Below are 25,305 nucleotides of genomic sequence, written 5' to 3' on the forward strand. Positions count from 1 at the left end.
GGTCCACAAGAAAGGGAGGACGCATGGACAACGATGCCGATATCGCAAAGATGAGCTCTACCTTCACGAGGATAGGCACCAGTAGCCTTCTGCTGGCGCAATTCACTCGCGTTGCGGGGCCGCTCGGATTCCTACGGACAGCTCTCCTCGTTGTAAGCGGGGTCTTTCTCATCGCGGCTGCTGTTCTGTTTTTCAGGTTTCCTAACCAAGCTACGTATGGGGACATGAATCCATCCTCCGGCTCTGGTGGTGTCTACGACTTACAGAATCCTCAATATAACCCGTACACTCAGCGTTCCCTCTATCCCTCCACTCACCTTGACGAGAGATGCGACGCTATGGGGTGGATGCAACGCATCAGCCTCGTCATCATGGTGGGGTCGCTCATCGTGGTATCCCTGGTGATGCAGGTCCTGCCGACGTCGCCTGAGGAGCAGTACCCGATAATGAAGGCTGCGATGGCCATCGCAGCGATCGGTAGCCTGCTCATGGCTCCGTGCGCGTTTCGTCGAGTCCTCCATGCGCGACGCCTGGGTCTGCAGCCGGCGGTAACCGAATACTTGTCCTCGCTGATCGGCATGCTGGGCCTGCTCGTCGCCGGGATCGCTTTTCTCTCCTTCTCCATCTACCTGTGACCGTAAGCTAAGCCCCACCGCAGGAAGTACTGGCACTGGTGTAGAATCCTGACTTCCGCAGCAAATTTCAAACCATGTGATTTGACAAGAGGATGGGTCCTCGAGCAGGGACAACGAAAGAAAACCCGATCTCTATACTGCGGAACTACAGGGATGATACTGCGGAACTACGAAGATGAGCTCACGTCCCTGCGCCGGAAGCGACAGGCCGACGTTCCCCTTAACGAGGCCGTGCGCGAGGGGCTTGTAGCAGGCGAGCCCAAGAGCGCGCTTGCCAAGCGCCTCTCCAAGGCCTATGGTGTGTCCCGTGCCAAGGTATACGGTCTGGCTCTCCGCACGAGCGGAGGATGCTGCGGCCAGGAAAAGTCCGCCGCGTCGACGGGAACCTGACGGGTCCACAAGAAAGGGAGGACGCATGGACAACGATGCCGATATCGCAAAGTTGAGCCTTATCTTCGCGAGGATAGGTGTCGGTAGCATTCTGGTGGCACAATACAGCCACATGACCGAGCCATCCGGGCCCCTATGGCTGCTTTTCTTCGCTGTGAGCATGAGCACCTTCCTCGCGTCCGTTATCCTCTTTTTCAGGTCTCGCAGCCAGGGCACGTATGGGAATGTGAACCCAGCCCCCGGCTTTAGTGGCAGCTACGATCTCCAAGAGACGCGACGTCGCCTGCATACTCAGCGCCTCCTCCATCCCTCCACTCACCTTGACGAGGGATGCGACGCTATGGGGTGGGTGCAACGCATCTGCCTCGTCATCATGGTGGGGTCGCTCATCGTGGTATTCTGGGTGGTGCGGATCCTGCCGACGTCGCCTGAGGAGCAGTACCCGATAATGAAGGCTGCGATGGCCATCGCAGCGATCGGTAGCCTGCTCATGGCGCCGTGTTCGTTGCGCCAAATCTTCCAGGCGCGCCGCGTGGGCCAGCAGCTGGCGGTAACCGAATACCTGTCCTCGCTGCTCGGCATGCTGTGCCTGCTCACCATCGGGATCTTTTTTCTCTTCTGCTCCATCTACCTGTGAGCGTAAGCTAAGCCCCGCCGCAGGAAGTACTGGCACTGGTGTAGAATCGAACGCTGCACCCTGCAATCAATTCCGTTATCAGGAGAGCGGCACATGGCAGACATCACCTTGACTGGCCCGGGCGGCTGCAACGGCAGGCCCAGCTTCTACATCACCACACCCATCTACTACGTCAACGCAAAGCCACACCTGGGGACCGCGTACACCACAGTTCTCTGTGACGTGCAGGCGCGCTACCGTCGCGCCAAGGGTTTCGACGTCAAGTTTCTCACGGGTATGGACGAGCATGGCCAGAAGGTCGAGGAGGCTGCGCGCGAGCACGGCATGGGACCAAAGGAGTGGTGCGACAGTCAGGTGCCGGCCTTCGAGGAGCTCTGGCGGACGCTCGAGATATCCAACGATGACTTTATCCGCACCACCGAGCCTCGCCAGCTGCGTGCCGTCAGCTACCTCTGGGAGCGCATGAGGGAGTCTGGCTATATCTACAAGGGCTCCTACGACGGCTGGTACTGCGTTCCCGACGAGACCTACTTCACCGAGAACCAGGTGCACAAGGCCGACGAGGAACGCCACAGCGAGGGCCAGCACCTCTGCCCCGACTGTGGCCGACCCCTTACGCGCGTGCAGGAGGAGTCCTGGTTTTTCAGACTTTCCGCCTTCCAGGACCGGCTGCTTGGACTCTACGAGGAGCACCCCGACTTCGTGATGCCCAGCTTTAGGATGCACGAGGTCAAGAGCTTTGTGGAGGGGGGCCTTCAGGACCTCTCCGTGAGCCGCACGAGCTTTGACTGGGGCATACGCCTGCCCTTTGATGAGGGCCACGTGACCTACGTGTGGTTCGACGCGCTGCTCAACTACATGACGGCCGTGGGCTATGGTCAGCCGGGAGAGGGTGCCGCAGCTGAGCTCGCGCGGCGCTGGCCTGCCCAGTACCACGTCGTGGGCAAGGACATCATCCGCTTCCACTGCGTCATCTGGCCCGCCATGCTCATGGCTATGGGCGAGGCCCTGCCGGAGCACGTCTTTGCCCACGGCTTCCTGATGGTTAGGAACGATGAGACCGGTCAGGGCGAGAAGATGAGCAAGTCGCGTGGGAACGCCATCGCCCCCCAGGAGGTCATCGACCTTCTGGGCGTGGAGGGCTACCGCTACTACTTCATGTGTGACGTCATACCTGGCGAGGACGGTGCCATCAGCCTCTCTCGCATGGAGCAGGTCTATAACGCGGACCTCGCCAACAGCTGGGGTAACCTCGTGAGTCGTGCCCTTAACATGAGCTCCAAGTACTTTGGTGGCATGACGCCTGCGGATGACCCCACCTGGGCGTCCCGCCAGAGTCCGTTGCGCGATATCGCCTGTGGCATAGAGGCCCGCTATAGCGAGCACATGGAGAGCTTCGAGTATGTGGCTGCCAAGGACGTGATCATGGAGCTCGTGCATGCGGCGAACCATTACGTCGAGGACTCGGCTCCCTGGACGCTGGCCAAGGACCCCTCGCGCTCAGGCGAGCTTGCCGACGTTATACGCAACCTGCTTGAGTCGATACGCATCTCGGCGCATCTGCTTGCGCCCTTCATGCCACAGACGTCTGTCGAGGTTCTGCGCCGCATGGGCGCTACAGGCGAGCTGGACTGTGACGATCTGGCCACCGCCTGCGAATGGGGCCAGCTTGCCGGTGGCGTCGAGGTCACCAAGGGAGACGCCCTCTTCCCGCGCCTCGCTGCCAAGGGGTAGGGGAGCGTGCCTGGGGCAGGGGAGGCTCCGTACTCCTATCTGGCGAATGTCCGTGAGACACGGGCGACGCTTGCGCGCTTCGGGCTTGTCACCAAGCATCGGCTGGGACAGAACTTCCTGGTAAGCGATGCGGTGGTGGGGAAGATCCTGGACCTGGCCGAACTGGTGGGGGATGATGTCGTCCTCGAGGTGGGTCCGGGCATCGGCACGCTTACGGTTGCACTGCTCGCTCGTGCTCGTGAGGTCATTGCCATCGAGGCCGATCGCGCGCTTGAGCCGGTGCTTGCCACGACCTGTGCGCAGGACGCCGAGCGACTCACCCTGTTGTGGGGAGATGCGCTCAGGCTCGTCCCTCTCGTTCCTTCGGCCACCGCGGCACCCATCGGCTCCCCGTCCCCCCCTTCGTCCCTTTCGGGAGTGGGTTTCGTGCCCAACAAGCTTGTCTCGAACTTGCCCTACCAGGTGGCGGCAACTCTCATCCTCAAGCTGCTTCAGGAGCTTCCGAGCGTGGGGCGGCTTGTGGTCATGGTTCAGGCGGAGGTAGCCGATCGCATCTGTGCGGGTCCCGGGTCACGGGTCTATGGTGCCTATACGGCAAAACTTGCGCTCTGGGGCCAGGTCACGGGTCATTTCGAGGTCGGACGGGGCAGCTTCTTGCCGCCCCCGCACGTGGACTCCACTGTCGTGCGCATAGACCGCGCGCCCATGGCGGACCCCAAGACGGGGCTGGACCTCACGCCCTCGCAGCTCGACTGGGTCGCTCATGTCATTGATGCGTCCTTTGCCCAGCGCAGGAAGACGATTCGCAATTCCTTGTCAGCAGGCGGCTTCGAGCGGTCCCGGCTCGACGAGGCTTTTGCGCGCTCTGACATCGCGCCAACCACCCGCGCGGAGTCCCTCTCGCCCTCGGACTTTGTGCGCCTCGCAGACGCGTTGTGACGCCACCCGTGAGCCCAACCTCCCATAATGCGCTTTTCCGTGACCCCGGCCTCACAGAATGCGCTTTTCCGTGACCCCGGCCTCCCAGAGTGCGCTTTTCCGTGAGGAGGTACCCCCAGAATGCGCTTTTTCGTGAGGGGTCACACGCAGAATGCGCTTTTCCGTAGAGTGCGCTTTTCCTCACCTGCGCAAACGTCGAGACACCTCACGGAAAACCGCATTCTGAGTCCGCACCCTCACGGAAAACCGCATTCTGAGTCCGCACCCTCACGGAAAGGCGCACTCTATGGTCGACGCGGGTTGCAGAATGCGACTTTGGTGACAACGCTTGGGCAAACTGCGCTTTTCCGTGAGCCCAACCTCCCAGAATGCGCTTTTCCGTGAGCCCAACCTCCCAGAATGCGCTTTTCCGTAGAATGCGCTTTTCCTCACCTGCGCAAACGCTGTGACGATTTACCGAAAACCGCATTTTGTCTCATCGACCTCACGGAAAAGCGCACTATGGACAAATGGGCGGGTAGCCGTGCGGTCGCTGGATCGCCCCTCGCTAACGTTTATCTTCTTACATCGCGGCTGGTGTGAGAGGTGGAGAGGTGTTGTTCGATGGCAGGTTTCGTGTTTCGCTCCAAAAAGGGCAAGGATATCGAAGTTCCCGTACCGCCAGCACCGCTTGCGGACACTCACGGACATCTGACCTGCTTTCGTACGCTTGACGTCGCAGACGCGCTCGCTCATGCCGCCCTCGCAGGCCTGCGCCTCCTTGTGGTGCCCATTGACATCGTTGATGACTTTGGCGAGAGGTGGAGGACTGCAGGGGATTTGCTCGCATGGCTGGACACGCAGGTTGAGCGCGCGCATACGTCGCTTGACGATACGGCTGGAGAGGGCCTGGAGCCTCCGACCTTCAACGGTTGGGGAGTTCCGGAACTTCTCGACAACGTGCACATCGTGGCGGGGGCGCATCCCTACGGTGCGGACTGCTTGGACGAGGCAGCGCTCACTCGCCTTGGCGACCTCCTTGCCAGTCCGCGCTGTGTGGGTGTGGGCGAGATCGGACTCGACTTCGGTCCCCACAACAAGCTTGGTGCCGATGTTCAGGAGAGGGCCTTTCGTCGCCAGCTTCGGTTTGCTCATGAGCGGCAGCTCCCCGTTGAGCTGCATCTTCGCGATGGCGAGGACGATACGGCGGCGCACGATCTCGCGATTCGCGTGCTCAGAGAGGAGGGAGTGCCCGAGCGAGGCTGTGACTTGCATTGCTTCACCCAGTCTCTTGAGGTCATGGCACCGTTTGTGGAGCTTGGCTGTCACATCGCCTTTGGTGGTGCCGTTACCTTCAGGCGCTCGGACGATATCAGGTCCGCAGCTTGCGCATGTCCGAAGAACCTACTGCTCTCTGAGACGGACTCTCCCTACATGGCGCCGGTGCCCCTGCGTGGCTGGGAGTGCGAGCCGGCGATGGTCGCCTTCTCCGCAGCGCTTCTTGCCGACGTGCGCAAGGCTACACTGGACGCACCGCGCGAGGAGACCTACCGCGCCCTCTGGGAGAACGCCTGTACGCTCTTTGGGCTTTCTCCCATGTGCGCAGCAGGGTAGCGTCGCTGCGCTGGGTACTGCTGCGCGGGGTGGCGCAGCTCACGCTGCTGTGCACTCGTACGGCGTCCTGTGAGTCAGGTGGGCCTTGCGCTCATTTGAAGGGTTGGACGAGATCACCAAAGGCGTGCTTGTTCGACCTTAGTTGCCGTTGGTGGCCCGCACGGTGCAACGCCTCCTGATTGTGCGCCACTCGACGTCACCGAATGGCACGCAGGACGCGCACTCGACGCCACCGAGTGGCACAGAGGCCGAAGAATGCCCAGTTGTCAGGAGATTTCGTGCCACTCGACGTCACCGAATGGCACGCAGGACGCGCACTCGACGCCACCGAGTGGCAACAGCCTGACAGCTACCACCACCCATGCCACAGTGTCCTGCTGTGGTGCTATGCTATAGACGATGCTTCGAGCTACGGGAGAGCGCTCAGGGGAAACTCATGTCACAGGTGGACGCGCACATCGAGGATGTCACCCATGACTCTCGTGACCGGATGGCGGGTGCGTTCGAGGACATGGAACAACGTGTTGCCGAACTGCTTTGGCCGACCCGCTGTATTGGGTGTGACAGGCCGGGAGAGCTTCTTTGTGCCGAGTGCCGATCGCGGCTCCCTTGGATCGAGCAACGCTGGGCCTGTCCGGACTGTGGGGCACCCTTTGGGAGTCTCGCCTGTACGGAGTGTGAACATGACTGGGAATCGCGCACGATCGTTTGCGCGCTTCCCTTTGGTGGAACGATTTCTCGTCTCATCACGATCTTCAAGGATCATCACGAGCGGCGCCTTGCTTCGGTGTTGGCTGCGGCGATGGCAACCTCACTCGACGAGGCGGCCGCCTGGCCTGCCCAAGATGGCCGTTCACGCTTTGAGCCCGAGGAACTCGACGCGATCTGCTTCGTTCCGGCAACCGCTGGAGCCTACGCCCGGCGGGGCTTCGACCACATGGAGCTTGTGTCCCAAGAGCTTGCGGCGCTCACGGGCATCCCCCTCGCGGACGTCTTGGCGCGAGCCTCGGCCCGTGACCAGCGCCAGCTTGACAGATGGGAGCGCAGGGAGAACATCAGAGGTACGATCGGTCCCGTCACAGACGTCTCTGGACTCAGGTTCCTTCTGGTCGATGACGTCATCACCACGGGCGCAAGCATGCGAGAAGCCACACGTGCGCTTCTGGATCGTGGGGCCGCCGAGGTGAGCTGTTGTGCCTTCGCACGTGTCTGGTAGTGTTCCCTCTTCCTCACTTCCCCTGTCATCACGATTACCCGGGCAGCACTCTCGGTCGGCGTTCGTTCGGTGCCTGTCTGGCACAGCTTCATCCGGGTGCTGCCCCGTCCGATGCGCGCCCACTCCAAGAGGCAGCCAAACGACTGGCCAGCCACGATCTCTTGGTGTCCTCACCGATGTAACCACTCCGCTCGCAGGGCGTGACGCTCAAACTAAGTGATGTGCGAGGTATGGTGTGGCGTATCACAGATAGTCCATAAAAGAAGGCTGGTATAATCTCAGGCGTTTTACCCAGGTCTGTGGTTGCGGGATTCGGCCCCTGCCTTTTCTAGGCGGTCGGTTGATACCCTAGTCCATGACAGACGAGGTCAAAGGGATCCACGTAAGCCGGACGTGAGCGTGCCGGCGAGCATGGCTCGTCCTAGGAGTAAGTCGCACCGCCCGACGATAAGCAAGGACGTGGGGTCCTGCGGGCGAGAGAGCCCACGGTGGGGGGCCGTAGCCCCGAAGCCAAAGCCCCGGTGCGCGAGTGTGGGGGAAAATACCAGGTCAGCTGGGTAAGACATGAGTTGTACAACCATGGGAGAGAAGATGATTACGAGCAGGAAGAAGATACTTGCGCTTGCCAGCATGTTGACGCTCACGGCGGCACTGTTCCTCAGCGGATGTAACCTTCCGGCCTCCCCTGGGGGCGAACCCTCGAACGACACATCATCCCGGACTCAGGTCCAGCAGACGGTGCAGGACAGCGCCCTCGTTAACGCTGGTACGCTTACCGTAGGCGTTAACCTCGATGCCGCTATGGCGCCGCTGTGCTACGAGCAGGATGGGGATGCCCGTGGCCTCGACGCAGACCTTGCGTCCGCACTCGCGGGCCAGATGGGGCTTAAGGTCAAGTTTGTGAACGTCTCGAGTCCGGCAAGCTCGCTTGGCACCGTCTGTGATGTCGTTATGGGCCAACGGGCAAGCACCGAGGGTGTCTACACGTTGGCCGGCACATACGCAGAGTCTGCGTCGGCCTTCTTCCACAAGGGTGATACCGGCATCGCCAAGGTTGACGACCTGTCCTCAAAGCGTCTTGGCCTTCAGGGTGGATCGGTGTCTGAGGCTGCGCTCGACCGCACGGGCCTCACGGTCGAGAAAAAGGGTTACGGAAAGGTCAACGATGCCTTTGCAGCCCTTGAGAGTGGAGACGTCGACTATGTGCTCTGCGAGGCCTATGCAGGGGCCTACCTCGCTCACTCCGCCTACGAGGACGTACGCTTCGTGGGCACGCTGAATCGTCCCGAGGCTGAGGGCATCGCCTGCTCGAACTCAAACACAGAGCTGTCCTCGGCCGTATCGAGTGCCCTCGATACCCTCAAGGGTAACGGTGTCTATAGCCTGATCCGAAGCCGTTGGCTGGGAGACTTCGACTCGATCGAGGCGGAGACCGACCAGGTCAAGAACATTCCCACAAAGCAAGAGGGGACAGCGGGTGCCACGACAACGGGTTCCAGCACCGCTGGCACGGCCGCTGGCTCCAACGCGGCGGGCTCCAACGCCGCTGGTACCACGACAACGGGCTCCAATGCTGCAGGTACCTAGTGTTTTGCAGCAAGCGTAGGGCCTGCGGTCCACTCGGGGCGAGAGGCGCGTGCGTGTGGCTACGTAGCTACAGAAGCCCGACCTCCCGAGTGGTTCGGCAGTGCCCTTTTGGCGATTGGGGAAACCAGCCGTGAGTGTTTGGGTAAGAGATGGATACGAGATGCCCGTATGGGGCCTCACATCTGACACAGGAGGAATCGATGGTTGACATCAAGATCTCGGGACGCAAGGTCTCGGTCTCAGACGGCATGCGCGATCGTGTGACCGAGAAGATAGGAGATGCGCTCAAGGTCTTTGACATCCAGCCCATGAACTGTGATGTCGTCCTGCGCATGGGGAGGAACCGCACTAAACCCGAGCGCACGACCTGCGAGGTGACCGTGTTCGTGCGCCACAACGTGGTGCGTGTCGAGGCGAACGCAGAGGACATGTACACCGCGATCGACGAGGCGGCATCCAAGGTTTCGAGGCAGCTACGCAAGTACAAGACGCGCGTCGTCGACAGAAGGCAACGCAGCGTCCGCTCCATTCGCACGAACGGAGCGACCGAGACGCCCAAGGACCTCAGCTCCCTCATCGAGTCTCCGGAGGACGATGACAACCAGCTCGTACGAGAGAAGGTCATCGAACTCACGCCCATGACCGAGGAGGAGGCACTGATCCAGACGGATCTTCTTGGCCATGACTTCTACGTCTTCATGAACTCGACGACGGGCCTCATCAATGTCATCTACCATCGAAACAACGGTGGCTATGGCATCATCAAGCCCAAGGACGAGACCAATGGCAGAGCCTAAGCGGGAGACGGGCATATGTCCAATGACTTCAGTAAGACCGTCGGCGGCCTTGATGGTGTGATCGGGGCGCAGGGCGACGGTCGAGACCTTCATCAGAGGCGCGGCGTGCGCATCATCGTAGACTCCACGGCTGACTATGCCCCCGAGGTCGCCGAGCGGCTGGGGGTCGAGGTGATCCCCTTCACCTACGTCACGCCCGAGGGCGAGCAGGTCGATGACCTCTGGAAGACGAGCGATTCTCACGCGTTCTACGAGCGGATGCGGCAGAATCCGGACATGCGTCTCACGACCTGTGCCGTCACGCCGGGTCGCTACTTCGAGGTGTTCGAAAAGGCCGCCAAGGCTGGCCTACCCACCATCTACATGGGTCTTCCTGCGGGTCTCTCGTCGTCCATCGACTCGGCGCGCCAGGCGGCGGACATGATCCGGGAGCGTTACCCCGGCTTTGAGCTTTACGTCCTCGATAATCGCTGTGATTCGGCTGCGGGCGAGCTGCTTGCCATCGAGGCCGCGCATCAGGCATCCATGGGACTCTCGGCCAAGGAGCTCTATGCTTGGGCGAGGGATGCGCGCTACTTCGTCCACGGCTACTTTACGCTGGAGAGCTTTGACGCCCTTGCTGCCGGTGGGCGTATCCCGCCGGCTGCCGCGAGCGTGGGCAGCAAACTCGACATCAAGCCCGAGCTATCCTACGACCTCAACGGTGCCCTGACGCTCCGGGGCATGTGTCGAGGGCGCAAGAAGGCGCTCCGGGCCATCATGCAGGACTTTCGCGAGAACTACGCCCATGACACGTCGCTGCCGCTGAGCATCGTCTCATCCGATGCCGAGAGGGACGCTGACTGGCTCGAGAAGGAGGTTCGCAAGGAGAAGGGATGTGAGGACGTGACCATCATCAGGAGTCAGGTCTCTCCCATCTTGGGCTGCCACGTGGGTCCTGGCATGGTCGCGCTCTGCTTTTGGGGTACCGACCGTCGCGAGAAGCTCTCTCTTACCGATCGTATCACGCGCAGGGTCAAGCGGGCGGGGGCCAGTGGTGCGCGGTAGTGCTCGACATGTGATCTCAACAAGAAGTGCTCAGGTCGCTGTGACGTGGGTACCAGAAAGGCTATAAGAAAGGCTATAGTGACGCGTATGGCAAGCACCGCGATTCGTAAGGTCTCCTTCATCGGCACTGGTATCATGGGTGCCCCCATCGCAGGGCATCTCATGGATGCTGGCTATGAGCTGACGGTTTACACCCGCAGCGGCGAGAAGGCCAAGGGCCTTATCGACAGGGGCGCTCGCTGGGCCCCCGATGTCGAGTCTGCCGCTCTCGGGGCTGACGTGGTCTTCACCATGCTGGGCTATCCGGAGGACGTCGAGGACGTCTACCTTGCCACGGATGGCCTCATACGCAGTACGAAAAAGGGTGCTTGGATGGTCGACCTCACCACCAGCTCGCCCGGACTTGCCCGTGACATCCACGATGCCGCCGAGGTCGAGGACAAGCATGCCTTCGACTGTCCCGTTACAGGTGGCGAGCAGGGAGCGATCGACGGCACGCTGACGCTCATGGCAGGTGTCCGTAAGGATGACGCCACGGTGCTCCAACCCCTGCTCGAGAGCTTCTCGTCTAAGATCTACTATTTGGGTGGCGCGGGTAGGGGGCAGATCGCCAAGCTCTGCAACCAGGTGTCTCTTGGTGCCGCGATGATGGGCTACGCCGATGCCCTTGCGCTTGCTGGTAGGGCGGGTATGGACAAGGCGCAGGTGCTCGACATTATCTCGCATGGCCTCGGGGGATCGGTTGCGCTCTCGCAGTTGGGGCCCAAGTCCGTGGCAGGAGACTACAAGCCTGGTTTTCTTGCGGAGCACCTGCGCAAGGACCTCGGGCTCGCAATCTTCGAGGCAGACGACCTCGACATCGCCCTGCCGAGCGCCGAGGCGGCCTATGGGCTCTACGATATCCTCTGCCAGGTCGGTGGCTCGAGGCTGGGCACGCAGGCCGTCACGCTGCTCTATGCAGATGATGACACCGGTACCGCTGCCGGACTCGACTGGTCGAAGCTCGATGTGCCCGACTACGACCACGATGAGTACGACCATGGAGGTCACGAACATCACCATCACCACCATCGCTAGACGACGCGCGGACAGCGTGGCCTCGCAGGTCCTGTACCTCGGGCCCAAGGAGGTTTGCGCCGCGAAAGGAACCCATGCACCATGAACGAGAACACCCAGAGTTCGCTCGCAGTCCTCATTGACTACGAGAACCTTGCGCTTGGAACGGGCAAGAGAAAGCGCAACGGCCATCAGGAGGCGGGACCCAGGCCGGACGTCAAGCGCATCTTGGAGCGGCTCGTCGACAAGGGTAGGATTGCCGCCAAGCGCGCCTACTGCGACTGGCAGCGCTTCGATAATGCCATAACCCCCCTACACGAACTGGGCATCGAGCTCATTGAGATACCAGATCGGGCCTTTACGGGCAAGAATTCAGCCGACATCCGCTTGGCGGTCGACGCGGTGGAGATGTGCCTCACAAAGGAGCATATCGATACCTTCGCGATCCTCTCTGGTGACTCGGACTTCTCACCGCTTGTCGCCAAGCTCAAGGAGTTTGGCAAGATGGTCATCGGCGTCGGCATGAAGGAGTCAACGAGCAGCCTGCTCACCGAGGTCTGCGACGAGTTTCTCTTCTACGAGGACATCGCAAGTTCAGGCGGCGTGCCTGACTTCGCGGCTAAGGTGAGCAAGGACAAGCACGACTGCTATCAGTTGCTCTTCGAGACGATCGACGCACTTCAGGGCGAGAGTGACAGCGCCATCCTCGCCTCGCGCCTCAAGGACACCATGAAGCGCAAGCGACCGCAGTTCACCGAGCGCGGCTACGGCTACCGCTCGTTCTCGAACCTGCTGCGAGAGGCGGCCAAGCTCGGTTTCATAGAGATCCACCAGGACTCGCGCAGCGGTACGGTCATGGTGGACGGCTTTAGCGAATAGGGGAGATCATGGCGGATAGCGATGTGGAGGCTGTGCGCCTCAAGGAGCTGGTTGGCGAGCTGGGCGGAGCAAACCGTCGGCGGCGCCAGGATGCTGCGCACGAGATCGCCCGGCTGGCAAAGAAGGACGTTGATCAGCTCTTTGACTATGCCGGAGACATCATCGACGGGCTCGATCGCCCCGAGGCCCAGACGCGCTGGGAGCTGCTCGACGCTCTCTCAGAGATGGCGCGGGTTGATCCGGGCTGCGTCGAGGAGGCTTTCGGCGGTGCCGAGGCGTCCCTCTTCGACGAGGACTCATCGATCGCGCGACTCGCCGCCTTCCGCTTCCTGACCAGCTATGGAGCAACGTCTGGCAAGCGCTCGGATCAGGTCTGGAAGATCCTCGAGGAGGCGATCCAGTGCTACCACGGCGATCCCGAGTACCGTGACATGCTCGGCTGCCTGCTCGAGATGGCCAAGGGCACGATCTCAGACCAAACGGCTCAAGTCATGCGCTCTAGAGTTGACTTCGACGCCAGGCACGGGAGAGGCTACATCAAGGCCTTCTCGGCCGAGATCGTCGAGGCGATAGACAACCGCTTGTTAGGTGCTGGATAAGTGCTGAGGATACGGCGTTTTCATGCGCGATCGCCGAAGTGCCCTTTATGCTCCGGTGGCTGAACTACCATTTAGCACGTTTTACATGATCGGGCATGCCGTCACGTGAGCGCGTGTGCATGGAGCGTGTCCGCAGGATGATATGCCCCGGATATGGGCAGGGCAGCACGGGAGGTTATATCGTGGCAGACAAGAAGGACGATAAAAAGCAGGACGATAAGAAGCGTGACGATGAGGTCAAGGCGACCGATGGGGCGGATGTGACCGACAAGAGCGAGACGTCAAAGGACGAGTCGGCAGACAAGGATAAGACGGACACGTCCGCAGACAAAACCGAGGAGATCAAGAGCGACTCCAAAGACGAGTCGGCGAACAAGGTCAAGGACTTTGGGACGTCCGCGCGCTCTGGCTCTAGGAGCTGGAAGGAGGAGCACGATTCCAGACGGGCGGCTCGGTCCTCGCGACGGGGCCTCTCCACGCCGGTCTGGATCGCTATCACCGTGGCGGCCCTTGTCGTGGGCGTCGCCTGCGGCCACTTCCTGCTTGCGGGCGTCGCGGGTGGAACCGTCTTGGGAGATTCTGTAGCCGGCAAGACCTCCCTCACCGAGGCCGACCTCGACAAGCCGATGGGTAGCTACAACTATGCCGGATCGAGTTATTCCATAACGGCCCGCGAGGTCATCGAGTCTTCCTCCTCTCTTGACGCTGCGAAGAAGGATGACCAGACATACAAGGTTCCTTCGGCGGACAGCGTCATCTCCGTCGCGCGCAACCAGATCTTTTCGAAGATCTGCGATGCCAAGAACATTACCGTGAGTGACGAGGAGATCAGTGAGTTTGCCCAGAAGATGGTGGGTACCTCCGACTTCTCGACCATCGCCTCCAAGTACGGTATAGGAGAGGATTCAATCAAGACCCAGATCACTGCAGCGGCGAGGCTCTCAAAGCTTCGCAGCGAGACCGTGAAGGCCAAGCTCCCCGTCCAGCCGACCGCGCCGACCGCTCCGTCTGACGGCAACAATAACGCCGAGAATGGAGACTACGCCACCTACATCATCGGACTTGCGGGCGATGAGTGGGACAGTTCGACCGGTTCTTGGAAGAGCAGCGACAGTGCCTACGCCACCGCGCTGGCAGATTACAAGATCACGAACGAGTCCGCATCCTATGCGGCAGCCCAGGCAGCCTACTACGTGGCAACCCAGAAGTATCAGGCTGAGGCCAATGCGTATAGCAGCGAGTGGAACGGCTACCTAAACGAGGAGCTCTGCAAGGCCAACCTCACCCTATCTACCTTGGTTTCCTAGGGCTAGGGCGGGGCGCAGACGATGCGCGTGCTGGTGAGCGATTGCCTGCGCGGAGTTGCCTGTCGCTTTGACGGGAGTTCTAAGCCGTCTCGCTCTGTCAAAAGGCTCTGTGAGAAGGTCGAGGTCGTGGGTGTCTGTCCAGAGATCGCCGCCGGACTGAGTGTGCCGCGTCCCCCTGCGGAGCAGGTGGGCGACCGTGTGAGACTCATCGATGGCAGCGATGTGACCGAGGACTTCAGGCGCGGGGCAGAGCTCTCGCTCGATCGGGCACGCTCGAGGGGCGCCCTCAAGAAGGGGGCGCCCCTCGCCGTCCTCAAGGGAAGAAGCCCATCGTGTGGTGTTGGTCTCGTCTACGATGGGAGTCATTCGGGAAGGCTCATCAAGGGAGACGGCGTGTTCGTGCGCCTTCTCAAGAAGGAGGGGGTTTGTGTGGTGAGCGAGGATGTCGTCAAGGCCTGTGAGCCGTCGGTGGAGCATCCCGTTGCCTTGGTCCTGGGATCGGGGCTTGGGCACCTGGCAAAGCTCGTGAGGCCCGTACGCCGCATCGACTATCATGACATCGATGGCTTTCCCGCAGATGCGACACCCGTGCGCGACCACCGCTTCGAGCTGACCATTGGCACCATCGACGAGGTGCCTGTGGCGGTCTATCCGGGACGCATCCATCTCTACCAGGGCTACAGCGCGGCCGAGGTGACATCCCTCGTGCGTCATGCCAGACATCTGGGCTGTCGTGACATCGTCTTTGCCTGCGCGACGGGTGCAGTGACGGGAAATGCCCATGTCGGTCTTGGCATCCTGACCGATCAGATCAACCTCACCGGACGAAATCCGCTCATCGAGTGGGACGGCATCCGTGACGTCGAGACGCCGTTCGTGGGCATGGTGGACGCCTATACGCCCTACCTGCGCACACTTGCGCGTGGCGTTGCCGATGACTTGGGCATCGCGGTGGACGAGGGCGTCTACGCAGGAGTCCTGGGGCCCTGCTTCGAGACGCCGGCCGAGATCGGGATGATGCGGGCGCTGGGCGTCTCGTACGTGGGCATGTCCACTGTGAACGAGGTCATCATGGCCCATGCCCTGGGGATGAACGTGCTGGGACTCACGCTCGCGACCAATGAGTCGGGGGATCCCGATACCTCTCACGAGTCCGTGCTCGAAGTTGCCGGACGCTATGCGAGTGACTTTGAGCGTCTGGTGCGTGGCGTGCTGCACCTGCTCTAGGAAGGGCGAAGCCAAAGAGAGATACCCCGTCGCTCGCAAGCAGGGCCGTTCCAGCGTTCCGGCCGCACTGCCACTCGGCCCCGAGCGTTCCAACATGGTACGCTCACCCCCGAGTGGCAGTGTACGGAGCGCTGCCCGGTACGCTCACCGCCGAGTGGCAGTGTACGGCGCACTGCCACTCGGCCCCGAGCGTTCCAACACGGTACGCTCGACATCGAGTGGCAGTGTACGGCGCACTGCCACTCGCCCCTGAACGTTCCATCCTGTACGTTCATCTCCGACTGGCAGTGTGAGACGCACTGTCGAGCACCCCTGGAGGTCCTTTTGGTCTGTTCCGCGCGCCTCCCGGGTCCACATTAGGATTGGCCCGCCAGTTCCTTGCCCCTTGCTATACTGAGAGAGATTATGTGAGGCACGTTACGGGTGGGAGGTCCCCATGCCTAGGTGCGACGGCATCGTAGCGCGTATGCGCCTGGCCTGTGCCCTTGGCGTCGCTGCGCTTTGCGCAGCCATCCTTTGCGTTGGCTGTGGCTGGCGCGAGAGTGTGGGCAGTGGCGTCGAGGAGGGTTCGCCAAAGTCGACGGTCGGGACTGCGCCAGTCGCCGACGGGGATGGTAGTTCGGCAGACGACAGCTCGGCCGAAGATGGATCGACCGATGACCCCACCGCCTATGAGCCACAGGGTTTTTTACTGCAGGAGGACTGGAGCGACAGACACGGCTATAGCCACACCAGGCACCGCTACACCCATGATGGGGCCGAGCAGGTGGATGCCTACGGTCTCAGGCTCTGGACTCAATTCTGGGTGGAGTATCCACAGCTTTCGGGGGACTTCGAGCATCTGGACGAGATCAATCGCACCATCAAGGACTGCGCGATGGAGACGGCGCGCGATCTGTACTTCAACCCGACGCCTGCCATGATCGAGGCCGTCAGGTTGGCCGCGGCAGAGCTCAAGGATGGAAGCCGTGCGTCTGCGCATGCAGCCATGCCCGACAGCGAGTGTACTGCCATGATAGGGAGCGTCGTCTCATATGCGATCACCTACAACAACGATACCTTCATCAGCATCTGCTTTGCCGACAACTACACTGTGGGCATCCCCACCAACTTGTGTTGCCGTCTTCGTACGGTCAACATAAACCTTCAGACAGGGGAGAGTTACTCGCTGGGTGACATCTTGACGCCCAACCAGGATATCGCAGATAGCTTTGTCGACGGTTATACCAAACATATCAATCGCTTGTATGAGGAAACGGAAGCATACGGGGACATTAGAGGCAAAGACAAGCGCCCAGCGCCTGAGGATGCGATCGGTGGTCTGAGCCGTGAGGAGTTTAAGAGGGCGCTTTTGGGACAGGACGATGGTGCGGGACGTCTCTCGGTGGTCTTCTTTGTGACAAAGATGGGCAGGGTGCATTTGGGCTTCAATTTCCAGGGGAACATGAATGAGTATTCCTACGGCAAATGGTGGGAGATGATGCTCACGAGCAAGCAGGTTGCCGCCACTAAGAAGGACTCAAGCCTCTGGGACCTCTTGCCAGCGCGTACGACAAGCTAGCGCGGAGCTTTCGCAGTACGAGGCCATCCTGAGCGACCGGATACCCCTGAGCGAGAGTCCTTCAGCTTCCGGAGTACTCAGCGACAGGTTCTTGACAACGTCGCCTGACAGATTTGCCCTTGAAATTGCCCCATGGGTTCGTCTACAATCTATGGCTGCGCCTGCGGGGTTTGCATGCCGCTGGGGCGCACAGCCTAGAGGCCAGCTTAGCTCAGTCGGTAGAGCACCGCTCTCGTAAAGCGGGGGTCATCAGTTCGAGTCTGATAGCTGGCTCCACGAAAAAGCACAGGTCATCCAGGGTATTTGGGTGATCTGTTTTCCTTTCTTGACAGGCCGCCGAGAAGCCCTAGAACACAATGCGAAATGGGACGCAACAGCGCCTTCTCAGGCGTTGATTCGTGCTGGCAGCCCTTCGTTTGTCTCGCTCGGGTTGTAAGGCATGGCCTTCACGTCCAGTCTGTAGCCTAGGGCCCTTACCGCCTTCTGTACTGCTGCGAAGGACGGGTTGCCCGTGGGGGAGAGCGCCTTGTAGAGTCCGTCGCGCGTGATTCCCGTCTTGCGCGCGAGCTGGGTACACCACTTCTGGAGAGTCTTGGTCGCTGGTAGTTGCCGCCGTCAGATATGCCGACAGCGACCGCTTTGTCGAACGCGCTGATCATGTTGTATTCGTCGCAACGCCCTCTAAGTGCGCACGTACCCACGTTTTCGCGAAGTGAGTGATCCACTCACTTCCCTTTCGCGAAGTGAGTGATTTTCTCGCCAAAATCGGCAGACGTCGAGAGGACAAAATTACATACATGCAGGTAGAAGCCCTATTGAAGGAAAACTAGAAGTGAGTGATCCACTCACTTCGTCCCCATGATGTGAGTGATTCACTCACTTCGCGGCACGCGCGGGCGGGCGGGACAAGACGGCGCAGGCGGGCGGGACAAGATAAAGCGCTCAAGATCGCCCCTCTCGTCACATACGTCACATACGATAAAACCTCATGCTACCTCTTGGCCTGTATGACGGCATGTGGAACCAGGACCTGAGGCACGAGCCTGCGGGTCGTCACCTCGCCATGCGCATCACTATGGCACCTACCCTACCTAGAAAAACGCGGACACCGCGGTAGTCTGGCCGCTGTCTGTCCGACGCGCGCGACCAAGACCGCCATCAAAGTCATCCACCTTGCGTCTGTCGCGTAGTGTCACGAGTTGACGGCAAGCGTATTGGGGTGGATCTGAGCAAGCGCAATGCTATATGATGGGGCAAGAAAGAGTACGCCGTGCATCGGGTACAGGGACGCAGGCGCCTTGAGTGAGTAGATATGGGACGGTGTATGGCTTTATGCGCAGACAGAGATGGGGCAGAGAGATGACGGCAAACCTAGCGACGAGTTGCCACACGAGAGGACTAAGAACGCTGGTGGGGTCGCTCCTGGCGCTTATGACATTCCTTGTCCTCTTGCCAACCAGGGTCCAGGCCACTACACCGGTGGAGCATGTCGACGATCTGCTTGGCTCAATCGGCGGTACCGTCTACATCAACGAGAACATCGATTGGAACCACATCGGCCAGTATTATGGCAACGACGGCCAGTGGCACAACATACCTGATCTCAGGCCCGCCGACCCCGCTAAGGAGGGGGATGCCGTCGACCTGCAGAACGGCTGGAAGATCAAGTGGTGCCCCCCGTATAATACGGACTACACGAGTGGCTACAAGACAGGTGTGTACATGGTGTTTCGCGCCCCTGACAACGGCAAGCTGGACTCAACGGGTTCCGACTGGGGTGGCTTCAAGCTGCGCTTCAACAGGATCGGCTATACGACCTCAGGCGAGGACATCGACTCGATCATCGAGTTCACGGCAGTGCATGCGCGGCAGTCGGACAACACGGCGCTCAATGAGCCTAAGCTCATATGCCCCTTCCACATCGGCGATAAGTACGGCGCTGCGGTGGCTGCGGTCTCGACCAAAGACAAGGAGTGCATCAGCATAAAGTCAACCTTCACGACTACCCTGGTCAAGACCGGCACCGAGACCCAGATCGACCCAAGCAACGAATTCGACACCGTCTACGCGGACATCGATCAGTCCTTCCACTACCAGGACGGCGGGACTAAGCGCGATCCTACCTATAACTCTCCCTGGAGGGAGGCCGTAGGGTTGGCTGATGGCTATAAGTCTGCCCTCTTGGGACCGGTTGGGGTGACGACCGTCAAGGTGGACGAAGAAAACGGGGTTACGTGGTTCAGGTCGTCCCAGAACGATGACGCAAATGCGGCGAACAACATCTCCACGGTCGTGGCAAAGGCGGGACCTAAGTTCGTCACCGGATGGGTGGGTGACGGATGCGAGACGAGCATAGGATATGCGTCCTTCGTCCGCGTATATCCCGAGTGGCCAGATCCAAAAAAGTCACCGGAGACCCAGGTCAGGAAGCGTGGGGAGATAGCCTCGTTTGACATCACCCAAGCGTTTCCTTATGTGTCCGAGAAGAACAAGGCGACGTCCATCGTCGTGACCGACACGCTCGATTCGGCCCTCGATGCGTCGCACGCGACCGTCCAGGTCTTCAAGGGTGGCGTGGACGTCACGGACAACTGGACGATCAACGTCTCCGGCCAGGTTGTGACCGCAACGGCAAAGAACACCGGGCACGGCTTTGCTGAGGGTGAGCATACGTTCAGGATCACCGCCCCCGTCTCCCAGACGGCCGCGCTCGACACCTATGAGACAGAAAAGAACCAAGACGGCACGTTCAGGAAGGTCCCAAACCAGGCGTCCGTTGCCATCAACGGGACAGCCAAGACGACCAACACGACGCACGTCTTGGTGCCCTACGAGGCGAGTGGGTCGGTCCAGATCAGTGCCAAGAAGTCCCTCAAGGGCAAGCAGCTTGAGGACCAGCAGTTCACGTTTCGGCTGACGGATGGCCAGGGCGCAGTGGTAGGCGAGAAGAAAAACGATGGGAACGGTGATGTCACATTCGACACCATCGACTTCGACCAAGATGACATCGGAAAGACGTACACGTACACCATCACCGAGCTCGACGACGCGAAGCAGGGCTATACGTATGACGCCCATACAGAGACGGTCAAGGTGAAGGTGGAAGACGCTGGGGAAGGCAAGCTCAACGTAGTCACTGAGTATGACGCCGATGGGGCGCAGTTCGAGAACAACTACGCCCCGAACGTCGGGTTTGCCATCCTCAAGCATGATGAGAACGACCAGCCGCTCGGAGGCGCGAAGTTCACGCTCTACCTAGACGATGGCGACAACAAGTTCACCAGCATGGATTCTCCTGCCACGATATATGAGGACCAGACATTGCAGAGGCGTATCGAGGGTGCCGTTATGACTACGGATGGTCAAGGGAAGGCACTCTGCTACGGCTTGGATTGGGGCAAGACGTACTGGCTCAAGGAGACGACTGCGCCTGCGGGCTATACCCTCGACCCCGACGCCCACAGGGTCGTTGTCGGGGAGGATGGGTCCATCAGCCTGGTTGATGAACAAGGGGTCTCTGCTAAGCTTCCTGTCAAGGATGGCGTCTCGACTATGACGATCAAGGACACGCGGGTCGCTTCGCTTCCGAGCACGGCGGGCACAGGCATAACGCCCATTCTGTTTGTCGGGTTTGCCTTGGTTCTCGTCGGAGGCGGCTCGATCCTTCATGTTGTCAGGCGCAGGAGGTATCTGTAGGGAGGCGAGAGTCCCTCACCTGAGGTCACCAAATCGCGCGAGATCTTGCTGCGCAACGCGAGGCGGCCATGCGCGTTGATCGCCTACTCACCATCGTTCCCTCATCAGGTATAATCAGCCCGTGATCCGCAGAGAGGACCATGCGTGGCAGCCTGCGGGGGCCGGTGCCGCGCGTGTCAGCGAGGTCTCGTGAGGCTTCGCACAACGGGCGTTCGCGTCGCCCTAAGGACGGGTGTGCTCGCGTGCCCACGATGGGTTCCAGAGCGGCTCGCCCGAGCGTCCGCATGCGAAGGGAGTGGGGAATGGGATTTCGATTCTTCAAGTCAAAGAGCATCGCCAAGGGCCTGCGCATCGGCATATCGAAGAGGGGACTCAGCGCAAATATAGGAGGTAGGGGTCACTCAATCTCGCTTGGCTCCCAGGGTGTCTATCTGAACCTATCGATCCCAGGAACCGGCATCTCCTACAGGACAAAGCTCAAAGGCCCGGGCTCGGGCGCGTCAAGCAAGTCAGGCGGGGCCGCGCGTGAGATGCCCAAAGGAGTGCAGGTCATCCTCAGGGAGGACGGGACGTACGAGTACAGCGACCAGTCAGGCGAGCCCATACGCGACCAGACCCTCGTTCGCAGGATCAGCGCCCTGCCTGAGGTCAAGGCCAAGAAGGAGGAACTCTCCGCTCAGTACAGGCAGGACCAGCAGGATAAGGCCAAGCAGCTGAACTCGCAGATGGACTCGTTCGTCAACATCGCCTCCCTCTCCCCCAAAGTGCGCCGGAGCCTGTCGCAAGACACGAGCTCCAAAGATGACCCAGAGACGATCATGAGAGGCATCGACGAGTGTATAGACTCAATGACGCTTCCTGTCGAGATTGCCGTGAGCTACGAGCTCAGGGGCAGCGAACTGTGGGTTGACCTCGATCTACCCGAGCTGGAGGATCTTCCCGACAAGGAATACGTGACGCTTGCGAGTGGCGCCCTCAGGCAGAAGAATCGGACACAAGAAGCGCTGAGGGGCGACTACGCGAAGTGCGTCTATGGGGTGAGCATCTTCGTCGCGGCGTCGCTCTTCGATTCCTCACCTGGAATCGAGCGGATCGTGGTCTCGGGTCGTACGCAGCGACGTGACAGGGAGGGCAGGATATGCGACGAGTACATCATCTCGGTGAAGTACACGCGCCCGGCCTTCGAGACCACCGACCTCACGTCGATAGATCCAGAGGCCTTCTTCCTCAGCTTCGAGAATCGCTGCCTGACAACGAAGACGAAGCTTTTCAAGGCTATACGACCCTTCGACCCACATGAGGGATAGCGAGTCCAATCGACCCATGAGGCCCAGTACTCTGCCGGGTTTTGTCAGATTATTTTGAGATAGACTGATCGGTGAGCGGTAGGTCAGAGGTGCCTCAAGATGGTGTTCGTGTGTGGAGAAACCCAACCATTTTCAGTGAACCACTCTAGAGTCTTACCCCTAGAGGCCGTCTGTGATAAGGCCATCGCCAATGCAGCGATGGCCTTCGATCTCGTGGAGCGGCGGACGGGACTCGAACCCGCAACAGGCAGCTTGGAAGGCTGCTGCTCTACCAGTTGAACTACCGCCGCAGATGCCAAGACAACTTTTACCGGTCTGAAGGTCCTTTTTCGGAGCTGTCCTACACCCGTACGCTCACGTATCCGGACCATGTCTCGGACTGTCAAAGTTGACGACTAAACCATCTATTTATGGTATCAATGCTCCTCTGCTCTGTCAAGTACCATCCGGCGTTCGCGGTGAGCGTCTCGGGGTCGCCCACGCTGACAATTTAGTATATGATACATGTTAGCAGGCTTTCCTAGTGGCGACATGTGCACCTAACTATGGTACAGTCGAATGCGCTTTGTCGTAGAGTGGCAGGTCTGCTGCGTGATCAACAGGTGGGAGGATCGCTTTGCCAGGAGAGCGCTTGAGGAAGACGTAGGGATGAGCTGGCTCTCCGATGCATAGGGGCACCCCTTGTGATGCAGTCGGTGTATTTGGTATGAGAACGTGAAAGGAACGATCGTGGCCGCAATGTTGAAGCGACTCCCCAGATGTCCAAGCAAACATGTCCTGCTCAGCTTCCTGCTTATTGTTGGGGCGCTTGTCTGTTGCCTCATACCAGGCGTGGCGCGTGCCGACACGGTGACAAAGGTCGATAACCTACTTGACCACATTGGCGGTGATGTCTATATCACAAAGGAGCCAAGCGCCAAGCCAGGTGCCGAGCAGGGCCAGTACTGGTCGGAGGGTCAATGGAAGAACGTTAGCGATGTCCCGAAGGACGGTAGTTCGCGTGCTATGGAGAATGGATGGCAAATATACTGGTGGAAAGGCAAGTGGGGTGGATGCTACGCAGTCTGGCGCTATACGACCGGACCGGACACCCTGTCGGAGAACGCCAAAGCATTTCCTGGCTTTAAATTTAGATTCAATGACATAGGCTACACGAGCACGGGGGAACGAATTGACTGGATTATTGAGTTTACGCAGGTAAATGCATGGAAATGGAACAGGCATCATGTGGGTTGGTTTACCCCGTTTGAGATAACGACTAATTTTGGCATCCAGTTGGCTGCTGAGGCTTATGAAGGAGATCTAAAGGCAAAACCGCAGATACCACCAGACCGTGTTGGGGTTGAGAGTACATATAGGACTCGCGTCGTGAAGCACGGCACAGAAGATCTCATTGATCCAAACAGTGAGGTTGACACGCTGTACTGGGACATCGATCAGCCGGCTGACTGGAACGAAGTAACCAACGCTACAAATTACACAAGTGATTGGCGCGAGAGCATATGGAAGGTGAGCGGCTACAAGGACGAGGCGCTCATACGTAAGGATGCAATCCCAAACTGGCTTGAGGTCAAGCCGGACGGGAGGGGCTTTCTCTCGAAGCAGAATGATGGTACGCAAAACGCACGGGATAGTCGTAGCGAAGTCGTCATGAAGTCAGCTCCGGAGTTTATGACCAAATGGCGTGGGTGGTCCTGCTCAACAGCTATGGGCTTTGACACGGTCGTACGGGCCTACCCAAAGTGGTCCGATCCGGTGAAGGATCCCCCGACGCAGGTCAAGAACCGCGGTGAGGTCGCGGAGTTCAACGTCAAGCAGACCTTCCCCTTTGTGGTGGAGGCCAACAAGGCGAAGTCCATTGTGATGACCGACACGCTCGACCCGGCCCTTGACGCCTCGAAGGCAGAGGTCAAGGTCTACAAGGGTGGCACTGACGTCACGAGCAACTGGACGATCAGCGTCTCTGGCCAGACCGTGACCGCGACGGCAAAGAACACGGGGCACGGCCATGTTGAGGGCGAGCACACGTTCAAGATACGCGTGCCGGTCTCAGAGACCGCCGATCTCTCCTCCTACGAGCAGCAGGACGACCAGGGCAACAAGTTCTGGAAGGTCCCGAACCAGGCGTCCATCGCCATAAACGAAGAGTCCAAGCCAACCAACACGGTGCACGTCCTTGTGCCCTATGAGGCAACGGGTTCTGCCCAGCTCAAGGCCACGAAGCGGCTTGATGGAGGCCAGCTCAAGGACGGGCAGTTCACGTTCCGCCTGAAGGACGAGCAGGGCAGCGAGCTCGACGTCAAGACGAACGACGCCGACGGCAACGTCACGTTCAGGGCGCTCGACTACACGCTGGCCGACGTCGGAAAGACCTTCACCTACACCATCACCGAGGACGGTGGCGCAGAGTCGGGCTATACCTATGACACGCATTCCGAGACCGTGACCGTCAAGGTGGAGGACGCGGGCCAGGGCAAGCTTAACGTGGTCGTGACCTATGATGCGGACGGTGCGGCGTTCGTGAACAGTTATGCCCCAAAGGTTCCGCTTGCCGTCCTCAAACAGAACAGCGACTCTCATGCTCCCTTGGGAGGTGCTCAGTTTACCCTCTACCTAGATGACGGCGACGGGTCCTTTACGAGTGCGGATCAACCTGCCGTGACCTACAGCGACGAGGCTCTGCAACATCCCATCGCAGGCTCGGTGGTGACTACGGGTCTCTTGGATGGAAAGGCTATCTACTACGGACTTGAGAGGGAAAAGACGTACTGGCTCAAGGAGACGGGCGCGCCGCTCGGCTTCAATCTCGACTCGCAGGCCCATGAGATCATCGTCGGGTCGGATGGGGTCATCAGCACCCGCGACAGCAACGGGGTTGTTGCGCCGCTTTCGACCCCCGACGGCGTCTCGACCATAACGATCGTGGATGTCCCCATCCCCATCCTTCCCGGCACGGCAGGCGCGGGTATTACGGGTATCCTGCTCGTGGGTGCGATCTTGGCTCTTGGGGGAGGTGGTCGTGCTCTCTATATCAAGAAACGCAATGGATACATGTATAGGCATAATGGATACTATAGGTAGTCGGGCATTGCCCCGGC

General features: G+C 59.9%; 20 protein-coding genes and 2 tRNA genes. 20 read left to right on the forward strand and 2 right to left on the reverse strand.

Annotated elements, in window-relative coordinates:
* Window positions 1-23 precede the first annotated feature (23 nt).
* From ADJ70_RS01185 to ADJ70_RS01265, 17 genes are all read left to right on the forward strand, one after another.
* The gene (locus ADJ70_RS01185; RefSeq protein WP_050342787.1) at window positions 24-635 is read left to right on the forward strand and encodes a hypothetical protein; all 612 of its coding nucleotides are present in this window, start codon (window positions 24-26) and stop codon (window positions 633-635) included.
* Between the two features lie 153 nt (window positions 636-788).
* On the forward strand, window positions 789-1,025 hold the full coding sequence (locus ADJ70_RS01190; RefSeq protein ID WP_050342789.1) for a hypothetical protein: 237 nt from the start codon (window positions 789-791) through the stop codon (window positions 1,023-1,025).
* A 25-nt stretch (window positions 1,026-1,050) separates the two neighbouring features.
* The gene (locus ADJ70_RS01195; protein ID WP_050342791.1) at window positions 1,051-1,662 is read left to right on the forward strand and encodes a hypothetical protein; all 612 of its coding nucleotides are present in this window, start codon (window positions 1,051-1,053) and stop codon (window positions 1,660-1,662) included.
* A gap of 93 nt (window positions 1,663-1,755) precedes the next feature.
* Window positions 1,756-3,396, forward strand: coding sequence for a methionine--tRNA ligase (gene metG, locus ADJ70_RS01200; RefSeq protein WP_050342793.1), 1,641 nt, complete (start codon window positions 1,756-1,758; stop codon window positions 3,394-3,396).
* 6 nt (window positions 3,397-3,402) lie between these two features.
* Window positions 3,403-4,335, forward strand: coding sequence for a 16S rRNA (adenine(1518)-N(6)/adenine(1519)-N(6))-dimethyltransferase RsmA (rsmA, locus tag ADJ70_RS01205; RefSeq protein WP_050342795.1), 933 nt, complete (start codon window positions 3,403-3,405; stop codon window positions 4,333-4,335).
* A 603-nt stretch (window positions 4,336-4,938) separates the two neighbouring features.
* Complete coding sequence (locus tag ADJ70_RS01210) at window positions 4,939-5,928, forward strand: TatD family hydrolase (protein WP_050342797.1); 990 nt, start codon at window positions 4,939-4,941, stop codon at window positions 5,926-5,928.
* A gap of 436 nt (window positions 5,929-6,364) precedes the next feature.
* Window positions 6,365-7,144 carry a ComF family protein gene (locus ADJ70_RS01215; protein ID WP_083443720.1) on the forward strand — a complete coding sequence of 260 codons (780 nt, stop codon included), beginning with the start codon at window positions 6,365-6,367 and terminating at the stop codon, window positions 7,142-7,144.
* Between the two features lie 591 nt (window positions 7,145-7,735).
* Window positions 7,736-8,731: an ABC transporter substrate-binding protein gene (locus tag ADJ70_RS01220; protein WP_050342799.1), complete on the forward strand. Its 996-nt coding sequence runs from the start codon at window positions 7,736-7,738 to the stop codon at window positions 8,729-8,731.
* Window positions 8,732-8,931: 200 nt separating this feature from the next.
* Window positions 8,932-9,528 carry a ribosome hibernation-promoting factor, HPF/YfiA family gene (gene hpf, locus ADJ70_RS01225; protein WP_050342801.1) on the forward strand — a complete coding sequence of 199 codons (597 nt, stop codon included), beginning with the start codon at window positions 8,932-8,934 and terminating at the stop codon, window positions 9,526-9,528.
* 15 nt (window positions 9,529-9,543) lie between these two features.
* Complete coding sequence (locus tag ADJ70_RS01230) at window positions 9,544-10,575, forward strand: DegV family protein (RefSeq protein WP_083443722.1); 1,032 nt, start codon at window positions 9,544-9,546, stop codon at window positions 10,573-10,575.
* 87 nt (window positions 10,576-10,662) lie between these two features.
* Window positions 10,663-11,652 carry an NAD(P)-dependent oxidoreductase gene (locus ADJ70_RS01235; protein ID WP_050342803.1) on the forward strand — a complete coding sequence of 330 codons (990 nt, stop codon included), beginning with the start codon at window positions 10,663-10,665 and terminating at the stop codon, window positions 11,650-11,652.
* Window positions 11,653-11,733: 81 nt separating this feature from the next.
* The gene (locus ADJ70_RS01240; RefSeq protein WP_050342805.1) at window positions 11,734-12,510 is read left to right on the forward strand and encodes an NYN domain-containing protein; all 777 of its coding nucleotides are present in this window, start codon (window positions 11,734-11,736) and stop codon (window positions 12,508-12,510) included.
* 8 nt (window positions 12,511-12,518) lie between these two features.
* Window positions 12,519-13,109, forward strand: a complete 591-nt coding sequence (locus ADJ70_RS01245) for a hypothetical protein (RefSeq protein WP_050342807.1) — start codon at window positions 12,519-12,521, stop codon at window positions 13,107-13,109.
* A gap of 182 nt (window positions 13,110-13,291) precedes the next feature.
* Complete coding sequence (locus ADJ70_RS01250) at window positions 13,292-14,416, forward strand: hypothetical protein (RefSeq protein ID WP_050342809.1); 1,125 nt, start codon at window positions 13,292-13,294, stop codon at window positions 14,414-14,416.
* A 21-nt stretch (window positions 14,417-14,437) separates the two neighbouring features.
* The gene (locus tag ADJ70_RS01255; protein WP_050342810.1) at window positions 14,438-15,643 is read left to right on the forward strand and encodes a purine-nucleoside phosphorylase; all 1,206 of its coding nucleotides are present in this window, start codon (window positions 14,438-14,440) and stop codon (window positions 15,641-15,643) included.
* Window positions 15,644-16,079: 436 nt separating this feature from the next.
* The gene (locus ADJ70_RS01260) at window positions 16,080-17,204 is read left to right on the forward strand and encodes a hypothetical protein (protein WP_050342812.1); all 1,125 of its coding nucleotides are present in this window, start codon (window positions 16,080-16,082) and stop codon (window positions 17,202-17,204) included.
* 200 nt (window positions 17,205-17,404) lie between these two features.
* Window positions 17,405-17,480: transfer RNA gene (locus tag ADJ70_RS01265), tRNA-Thr, on the forward strand.
* Window positions 17,481-17,588: 108 nt separating this feature from the next.
* On the opposite strand, the gene ADJ70_RS15595 is transcribed toward ADJ70_RS01265, so the two are convergent.
* Window positions 17,589-17,753 carry a DNA-binding protein gene (locus ADJ70_RS15595; protein ID WP_371256204.1) on the reverse strand — a complete coding sequence of 55 codons (165 nt, stop codon included), beginning with the start codon at window positions 17,751-17,753 and terminating at the stop codon, window positions 17,589-17,591.
* An 810-nt stretch (window positions 17,754-18,563) separates the two neighbouring features.
* Here ADJ70_RS15595 and ADJ70_RS01270 point away from each other — a divergent pair.
* Window positions 18,564-20,900 (forward strand): Spy0128 family protein, encoded by a 2,337-nt coding sequence (locus ADJ70_RS01270; RefSeq protein WP_172674419.1) that lies wholly within the window; start codon window positions 18,564-18,566, stop codon window positions 20,898-20,900.
* Window positions 20,901-21,202: 302 nt separating this feature from the next.
* The gene (locus ADJ70_RS01275; RefSeq protein ID WP_050342815.1) at window positions 21,203-22,207 is read left to right on the forward strand and encodes a DUF4236 domain-containing protein; all 1,005 of its coding nucleotides are present in this window, start codon (window positions 21,203-21,205) and stop codon (window positions 22,205-22,207) included.
* 214 nt (window positions 22,208-22,421) lie between these two features.
* Here the strand turns inward: ADJ70_RS01275 and ADJ70_RS01280 are convergent.
* Window positions 22,422-22,497 (reverse strand) — tRNA-Gly (locus tag ADJ70_RS01280).
* Between the two features lie 448 nt (window positions 22,498-22,945).
* Between ADJ70_RS01280 and ADJ70_RS01285 the strand changes: the two genes are divergently transcribed.
* Window positions 22,946-25,288, forward strand: a complete 2,343-nt coding sequence (locus tag ADJ70_RS01285; RefSeq protein WP_083443725.1) for a Spy0128 family protein — start codon at window positions 22,946-22,948, stop codon at window positions 25,286-25,288.
* Window positions 25,289-25,305 lie beyond the last annotated feature (17 nt).

It is taken from the genome of Olsenella sp. oral taxon 807, from assembly GCF_001189515.2.
GTDB lineage: Bacteria > Actinomycetota > Coriobacteriia > Coriobacteriales > Atopobiaceae > Olsenella_F.

Bases quoted from the DNA above. Each gene is read 5' to 3' on its own strand.
- ADJ70_RS01235 (WP_050342803.1), top strand. From the start codon at position 10,663: ATGGCAAGCACCGCGATTCGTAAGGTCTCCTTCATCGGCACTGGTATC.
- hpf (WP_050342801.1), top strand. From the start codon at position 8,932: ATGGTTGACATCAAGATCTCGGGACGCAAGGTCTCGGTCTCAGACGGC.
- ADJ70_RS01195 (WP_050342791.1), top strand. From the start codon at position 1,051: ATGGACAACGATGCCGATATCGCAAAGTTGAGCCTTATCTTCGCGAGG.
- ADJ70_RS01285 (WP_083443725.1), top strand. From the start codon at position 22,946: ATGTTGAAGCGACTCCCCAGATGTCCAAGCAAACATGTCCTGCTCAGC.
- metG (WP_050342793.1), top strand. From the start codon at position 1,756: ATGGCAGACATCACCTTGACTGGCCCGGGCGGCTGCAACGGCAGGCCC.
- ADJ70_RS01245 (WP_050342807.1), top strand. From the start codon at position 12,519: ATGGCGGATAGCGATGTGGAGGCTGTGCGCCTCAAGGAGCTGGTTGGC.
- ADJ70_RS01275 (WP_050342815.1), top strand. From the start codon at position 21,203: ATGGGATTTCGATTCTTCAAGTCAAAGAGCATCGCCAAGGGCCTGCGC.
- ADJ70_RS01230 (WP_083443722.1), top strand. From the start codon at position 9,544: ATGTCCAATGACTTCAGTAAGACCGTCGGCGGCCTTGATGGTGTGATC.
- ADJ70_RS01255 (WP_050342810.1), top strand. From the start codon at position 14,438: ATGCGCGTGCTGGTGAGCGATTGCCTGCGCGGAGTTGCCTGTCGCTTT.
- ADJ70_RS01260 (WP_050342812.1), top strand. From the start codon at position 16,080: ATGCCTAGGTGCGACGGCATCGTAGCGCGTATGCGCCTGGCCTGTGCC.
- ADJ70_RS01185 (WP_050342787.1), top strand. From the start codon at position 24: ATGGACAACGATGCCGATATCGCAAAGATGAGCTCTACCTTCACGAGG.
- ADJ70_RS01210 (WP_050342797.1), top strand. From the start codon at position 4,939: ATGGCAGGTTTCGTGTTTCGCTCCAAAAAGGGCAAGGATATCGAAGTT.
- ADJ70_RS01240 (WP_050342805.1), top strand. From the start codon at position 11,734: ATGAACGAGAACACCCAGAGTTCGCTCGCAGTCCTCATTGACTACGAG.
- ADJ70_RS01220 (WP_050342799.1), top strand. From the start codon at position 7,736: ATGATTACGAGCAGGAAGAAGATACTTGCGCTTGCCAGCATGTTGACG.
- ADJ70_RS01215 (WP_083443720.1), top strand. From the start codon at position 6,365: ATGTCACAGGTGGACGCGCACATCGAGGATGTCACCCATGACTCTCGT.
- ADJ70_RS01270 (WP_172674419.1), top strand. From the start codon at position 18,564: ATGACGGCAAACCTAGCGACGAGTTGCCACACGAGAGGACTAAGAACG.
- ADJ70_RS01190 (WP_050342789.1), top strand. From the start codon at position 789: ATGATACTGCGGAACTACGAAGATGAGCTCACGTCCCTGCGCCGGAAG.